At 34.8% G+C, this 6757-nt stretch carries 7 protein-coding genes and 3 pseudogenes; all 10 read left to right on the top strand.

All coding sequences use genetic code 11. From position 1 onward, the window contains the following. Positions 1 to 533, top strand: a pseudogene (locus tag M3600_RS26140) (hypothetical protein); the annotation flags it as partial. A 54-nt stretch (positions 534 to 587) separates the two neighbouring features. Further along, positions 588 to 905, top strand: coding sequence for a hypothetical protein (locus M3600_RS26135; protein ID WP_251648135.1), 318 nt, complete (start codon positions 588 to 590; stop codon positions 903 to 905). A 5-nt stretch (positions 906 to 910) separates the two neighbouring features. Continuing rightward, on the top strand, positions 911 to 1543 hold the full coding sequence (locus M3600_RS26130) for a hypothetical protein (protein WP_251648133.1): 633 nt from the start codon (positions 911 to 913) through the stop codon (positions 1541 to 1543). A 367-nt stretch (positions 1544 to 1910) separates the two neighbouring features. Continuing rightward, positions 1911 to 2738 (top strand): DNA/RNA non-specific endonuclease, encoded by an 828-nt coding sequence (locus M3600_RS26125; protein WP_251648131.1) that lies wholly within the window; start codon positions 1911 to 1913, stop codon positions 2736 to 2738. Beyond that, the gene (locus M3600_RS26120; protein WP_311315978.1) at positions 2683 to 3018 is read left to right on the top strand and encodes a DNA/RNA non-specific endonuclease; all 336 of its coding nucleotides are present in this window, start codon (positions 2683 to 2685) and stop codon (positions 3016 to 3018) included. The genes M3600_RS26125 and M3600_RS26120 overlap by 56 nt, the downstream gene beginning before the upstream one ends. A 5-nt stretch (positions 3019 to 3023) precedes the next feature. Next, on the top strand, positions 3024 to 3503 hold the full coding sequence (locus M3600_RS26115) for an immunity protein YezG family protein (protein ID WP_093726036.1): 480 nt from the start codon (positions 3024 to 3026) through the stop codon (positions 3501 to 3503). Positions 3504 to 4147: 644 nt separating this feature from the next. Then, positions 4148 to 4568, top strand: a pseudogene (locus M3600_RS26110) (recombinase family protein); the annotation flags it as partial. Between the two features lie 36 nt (positions 4569 to 4604). After that, positions 4605 to 4875, top strand: a pseudogene (locus M3600_RS26105) (recombinase family protein); the annotation flags it as partial. Positions 4876 to 4940: 65 nt separating this feature from the next. Further along, entirely contained in the window at positions 4941 to 5456 is a 516-nt protein-coding gene (locus M3600_RS26100) for a SecY-interacting protein Syd (RefSeq protein WP_251648139.1), read from the top strand. Positions 5457 to 6057: 601 nt separating this feature from the next. Beyond that, positions 6058 to 6549, top strand: coding sequence for an SMI1/KNR4 family protein (locus M3600_RS26095; RefSeq protein ID WP_251648129.1), 492 nt, complete (start codon positions 6058 to 6060; stop codon positions 6547 to 6549). Positions 6550 to 6757: the final 208 nt, after the last annotated feature.

Below are 6757 nucleotides of genomic sequence, written 5' to 3'. Positions count from 1 at the left end.
CCGTCAAAGGCGGCAAAGGCATCTATTCGGCAACAAAAGGAATCAGCGCCGCCGAAAATGCCATGAGCACCTACAAAAACGTAAAAGCCTTCAGCACCCTAGAAAAAACCGAAATGGGCATCTACGGTCTCCTTTCCGCCAACGGCCTGTCCGAATACGTAACCGGCAAAGACATGTTCGGCAACGAACTCACAGACCAGCAGCGTCAAGCAAGCCTAACCCAAAGCATCTTCGCCGGCCTTCCATTTGTGCCAGGTATGGCGAAAGAAGCAAACCGACTCGGCCAACAAGCCTTGAACTCCACCGTGCAGATTGGCAAGCAAGGAGCGGACGTTTCAAGAGCGTTTATGGATGATCTTGGACGTAGTCTTAATACTTCTCCTAATGCAGCGTTTGCGGGTGGGGTTGGCAATATGGAATCCTACTTGAAAGCTGAGAGCAGGGCTGATGTTGGGAAGGTTAGTGGGGATAAGGAAGAGTATTTGAGTATGTTGAGTGGGCGTGGTGAAGTCGTCAGGAATAGTGATATTTAAACGTATATCCCTGTTCCCAGCGATTTAATTGCTTTTCAGAAGTATAAAAAATTATTGATGAAAGATGACATTATCAATAATTCAAACAAAATAATTAATGGTGCAGATTTATGGGACCAAAAAGCTATTGATATATTGACTAAAAATGACACCGATATAAATGACTGGTGGAAAATGGAGTCTAAACATTCATATGCTACAGAGTTTGGAGAAGGAAAAATTCATTTCTATCAAAATGTAAAAACTGGTGAAATTAGCTCATTTGATAGTAAATTAAAGATACCTAAACCAAAAAACTTAAGAAATAATCCAAAAGATTTATTTTGGATTATCGATTTAGATGAAAACTTTATTCCTGTTAAATTGAGGTGAATGGAATGCGAGTAAAATGTATAGATAATAGTAAAAAATTATATCTAACTGAAGATAAAATCTATACAGTTTATGAGGGAGAGTTTAAACAGGCTAATGAGGAAAAGGAGTTTACTCTCTTGAAAATTGAGGATGATTACGGCAGTATAATTCCCTATGAAGCACAATTTTTCGATGTCTTTTCAAACAACATTGAAAATTATGCGATTAGTAAGATTGAGGAAGAAAAATATAAATTAACGCATAAATATATTTCATATAAAGGATTCTGGTCGATGTTATATGAAGAAGCAGGGACATCTCTAGATGATTTCTGGGCAGCAAAAAAAGATATTTATAAACAAGAAATGAGTAAAGAAGAAATGAAGGAGATTCTAGAAGGAATTAATGAAAATGAAAAAGATTTCATACTAGAATTATTAATTGAAATTAAAGATGATAAATTTATAGACCAAGTAATTGGCATATGTAGAAAGAAACTTAATAAGCATGCAATACTTGGAAGTGATGATTTGTTGTTTAAATATTTACATGAGTTTCAAGATGATAGAGTTAATGATTTTTTTATAGAATATTTAACAGAGTACTATGACGGAAATGAAGAAATAAATAAGATAGTGAGTAGCTACTTTAATTAAATTGAAATATTAGTTAGGTTAGTATCTTTTATATAGAATAAGCTATAGAAAATTAGATTTAATAAGCAAGTTTAAATAGTATAATGAAATCATTAATAAATACAAAGGCACTTGATTGCATCCTAGGCAGCAAGTGCTTTTGTATTTGTTTATGAAACCATAAAGAATGTTTTAAAACTTGAGCATTAAAAATGGGCGGAAATAAGTTGAAGCTAAGTTAACAACTGAAAAGGTGTTTAAAACAGCAAATGGTTACGAACTAACAGGTTCAATAAATAGCAATCTAGAAGGTTCCGCTGAATTATATAATTGTTTTATGCTATTACGGGATTTTTCCTGGTTAGTGTAAGCTAGTATCCTGCTATATTTGAAGATGATAAAGAGTATACAAATCGTCGGCTGGGCAGGCAGAGCCGTAAAAGGCGGTAAAGGCATCTATTCGGCCGCAAAAGGAATCAGCACCGCCAAAAATGCAATGAGCACCTACAAAAACGTGCAAGCCTTCAGCCCCCTAGGAAAAACCGAAATGGGCATCTGCGGCATGCTTTCCTTAGGCGGACTGTCCGAATACACAACAGGCAAAGACATGTTCGGCAACGAACTTACAGACCAACAGCGTCAAGTAAGCCTAACCCAAAGTATCTTCGCCGGCCTCCCATTCGTCCCAGGTATGGCAAAAGAAGCATACCGACTCGGCCAACAAGCCATCAACTCAACCGTCCAAATCGGCAAGCAAGGAGCGGATGTTACAAGAGCGTTTATGGATGATCTTGGACGTAGTCTTAACACTTCTCCTAATGCAGCGTTTGCAGGTGGGGTTGGTAATATAGGATCCTACTCGAAAGCTGAGAGCAGGGCTGATGTTGGGAAGGTTAGTGGGGATAAGAGCGAGTATTTGAGTATGTTGAGTGGGCGTGGTAGTGGTGTTGTTGATGCTGGTAAGGGTACGGGTAATGGTAATATAGTCAACGAAGTTAAAGAAATTGATTTTGGAAAGCACATAATAAAAGGTGAAAATGGTAAGAAACAACTACTCCCAAATACTAAGTACGTAACCAATGATAACTACAAATATACTACCGATGAACTTGGACGTATTGTAAATGTATATGCTCCCGAACTTGTATTGAAAAAGGCTAATAGAAATAAATACGCTCAGGGCAAATGTAGGGGGAAGAGAAAGATTACCAGATGATGATGGCGGACATTTAATAGGAGCACAATTTAATGGTCCTCCTGATATTGATAATCTTGTACCACAAAATAGTCAAATTAATAGGAGGGGTGGAGTTTGGTACGAAATGGAGACTGAATGGGCCAATGCATTGAAAGAGGTACCACCCAAGAAAGTCTCTGTTAGTATTGGACCGATCTATTCTAATAATTCAATGCGACCAGATTCCTTTATGGTCGAATATGAAATTGAAGGCCAATTTCCAGTGATTCGCGAGATTGCAAATAAATCAGGAGGCTGATATTGATGAGTTTTGAAACAGAATTAAACGAGTTATATAAAGAAATTGCACAACAGGTTAACGATATGATTCCAACTGAATGGGATAATTTCTATTTTAATGGTGAAGTTAAGGAAGGAGAAGGAGGAGTTTTCTTCTTTTTTACGCCAAAAGGTGAGGAACAACACATTTTTTCACATTATATTCCAAAATTATATAGTGTAGATAAGAGGGCTTATAATAAAGAACTACATAAATTATTTCAACTTACTGTTGAACTCCAAAAAGTTTTTACTGATAATGACCAAGAACCTTGGTTTTCAGTGACATTAATATTGAATGATACAGGTAAATTAAACGTACATTTTGATTATACAAATTGGCATGAAAGTGAATTTGGTCCAACAGATAGAATTAAGTATTTTGAATATAAATATATAAGTCAAAACAAAGAACAGCTAGATTTTGATTTATTAGAGAGAATGAAGGAATTTGAAGAAAAGTAAACTATAAAGCACTTGGTTGCCTTTTAGGCAACAGGTGCTTTTGTTTTTGGTGAAGTAAGAACAACATGAATGAGACCAGTTTGAAATTCAAAGCTCATGAAGGTAGTACCATAATGGAGTATTGATTTAATATTTGGATTTTGCGAGAAGCACGATAACCAGACGAGATGACATTTTACATTCCAAGAGGACTTATGATACTGCAAAACACACAAACTAATGAAAATGACAAAACTCGTAATGATAAAGGGGTAACGATATAGATACATAAATCTAGTGAATAAAAAGAAAGTGAGAATTTTTGAGTGAGACAAAAAGAAAATGATTTACATGAAAATCGAAAGCTCATGATGGTTGTACCATCAAGGAGTATTGTTTTAATACTTGGATAGTAAGAAAAGTACGATAATTAGGCGAGATGACATTTTATATGGCAGGGGTAGTTATGACAGGGAATGGCTAAAAAACTAACGAGAATGACAAAGCTCGTGGCGATAAAAGGTAGGTTACGTAAGAAGGTAACTAGTTTAGCAACAGGGCAGACAAAAATTGTGTTGTATTTTTACAAGAGACGGTCGTATAATACTCGCTATTCGTTAAAAAGCGTTACGAAAATAAAAATTATGTAACGGGAGGGTGAGTATTTGAACGTTTTAGGGTATTTACGAGTCTCAACAAAGGTCAAGCAAGAGATGGATACAGCTTGAAATATCAAGAAGACGAAATTAAAGCGTACTGTAAGGAACAAGGTTGGAAATTGATTCATATTTTTAGAGATGAAAGAATTAGTGGCGCCAAATTGAATGACGAAGCATTTGAAATAGACAGGGGGGCTTACAGGAGATGTTGGCTCACCTTTCGTTTGTCCATATTGATTATGTGGTAGTGCTCAATACAAGACGATTATGGCGCTCAGATATTGTGAAGGTGCTGATACAACGAGAGCTGAAGAAATATGACTGTGACATTAAAAGCATTGAACAACCTATGTACAGTATCCATAAGAAAGACCCCAATGACTTTTTGGTAAATGGCTTAATGGAGTTATTAGACCAATATCAACGGGAGGTATTTATGATGGGAAAGTAAGTAGTTGGTTACATACGAGTTTACAAGCACATGATGAGTATAGTTTAGCCAATCAAGTAGAAGAGAGTGAACGTTACTGTAACAAAAATAATTTAGAACTACTTCGTGTGTATGAAGATAGAGATTAAGCGGAGCGACTGTTGATGAGGAGGGATTAACAGTTGAAAGTGATGGACTACAAGAACTATTGTCCGATATGGCGTATAAACAAGTAAGCTATGTTGTTGTGTTGGATACATCACGATTCTGGCGCTCTAATATGGCGAAAGTATTGATACAAAAATATGCTGAACTATTAGAAAAATTCTTAGAAAAGTAAGGGTGATTATTTTGGTAATGAAGGATGCTATGAGCAAATATTTTAATTTAAGAAAAGAATATTTTGATAAAGGGTTAGATTTTTTATTTAAAATGCCATATAACGAAGAAGTTGATTCATTTATATATCAAGGTGAAATGGATGATGAAGAAGAAATTTCATGGAAACCTATTGAAAAAGATAATAAGAATGATTTAACGACGATTGAGGAAAGATTTGAAATTAAACTGCACACTTCAATTGATGACTATTTTAATTCTTATTGGTTTGCTGATTTAGATGGATTTATTGGTAATCATTATATTAAGTTAGAACCTGTATTACCAAATATTGAATTGGATTCCTTCGAAAGTGTTTTAGAAGGATATAAAAACAATCATAATAAGCTTGATAAGACTCCAATAGGTATAGAGGGGAACGGTTTGATAGTTGTTTTAGATAATGTAAGTGGTAAGGTTGAATTGGAAGATTTTGAACGAGGTACGTTCGAAGTGATTTCGGATAGTCTAGATGAGTTAATTTCTAGTTTAAAGTTACAAAAATAATATACTAAGAACATTTATATGAAAAAAATGTAGGATACGAAGTGTGTAGCCCAAGTGTTAGATACTATTGGACTGCAGTTTTTTATAGAAAGATGTATATATGGTAACATAAAATTAAGCTAAGACCTACAAAATTTATGCTACATAAAAAACATATGAACTTAAAGCACTTCTTTGTGATCTGACCCAAAAAAGTTAGACAATATATTTAGGCAGTTTCCAAGATCTGAGTTCGGTATTCTACTGGACTCAGCTTGTTTAGTTTTGCCTCGAGTTATATGCTCTATATACTTATCAACACTAAAAATTAAACCAGAAATCATCCAATCCTGCTTTATCAAATGAATATATGACTGTTTTGGAAGGGAATGAAATAAAAGCAGTATTAAACGAAATCGAGTAAATACTTATAAAGACTCTAAGTAAACTTAATCTGTACAGAAAGCCAAACATGGAATGAGGCACTTGGAAGCAAATAGATTCAGTAACAGAAGCACGTATAATTGATAGAGTGAAAGAGCAAGAATAAAGGGATTTACTTGGCACCATCATCAGGTACCCGGTAACTTGGTGGAAATAAATTATGGGAAGAGGATATTAGATGAGAAAAGATTTAGAGTGGGAATATGCTGATTCAGAAGTAACTGAAAATAAAGTTAAGTCTATAGGATTAGACCTAGGTTTTCAATTACCACAAGATTATATTGATTGTGTAAAAATTAATGGAGGTGCAAGTGTATTTCCGGAAGAATTTAATGTAGGTCAATTGGAGCGTTGTTTTGGTAGTTTATTTAGTTTTGACGAAAATAGTAGTGAGTACATTGTTAAGAAATATGAAATTTACAAATCCTTTCTCCCTCAGGGTGTCTTTGCAATAGCAAATGACCCCGCTGGTAGTCTAGTTTGTTTAGACTATAAAGATAATATAGAAAACCCAATTGTAGTTTTCTGGGAACACGAAAATGCTTGGGAAATAGAAGTATTAATAAAGGAAGAAGGATTAACAATAGTACAGGCAGAAGAACGTGCAAGAGAAAATATATTTTATGTTGCTGGGACGTTTACTGATTTTCTTGATAAGTTACATGATTAAAATTTTAGCATAAATTAAATAGCCAGTCTCATAGAGTCTTGGCTCTTCCTTGTTATTTACTACAGTAAGTCGCTTAAACTGGCATGGTAGCAATTGTTTGCTTTAATTAGGTTGCTAAGTTATACATTATCTACCGTGTACAAATGCAAGTGAGTGTATCTCTTTAAAACAGAGCCAAAATAAGCAGGAATATCAGGAGAAGATAAAT

Source organism: Niallia sp. MER 6, assembly GCF_023714395.1.
In the GTDB taxonomy this organism is placed as follows: domain Bacteria; phylum Bacillota; class Bacilli; order Bacillales; family Cytobacillaceae; genus Niallia.
Note: the sequence above shows the minus strand (reverse complement) of the source record. Positions and strands in the feature narration are given on the sequence as shown.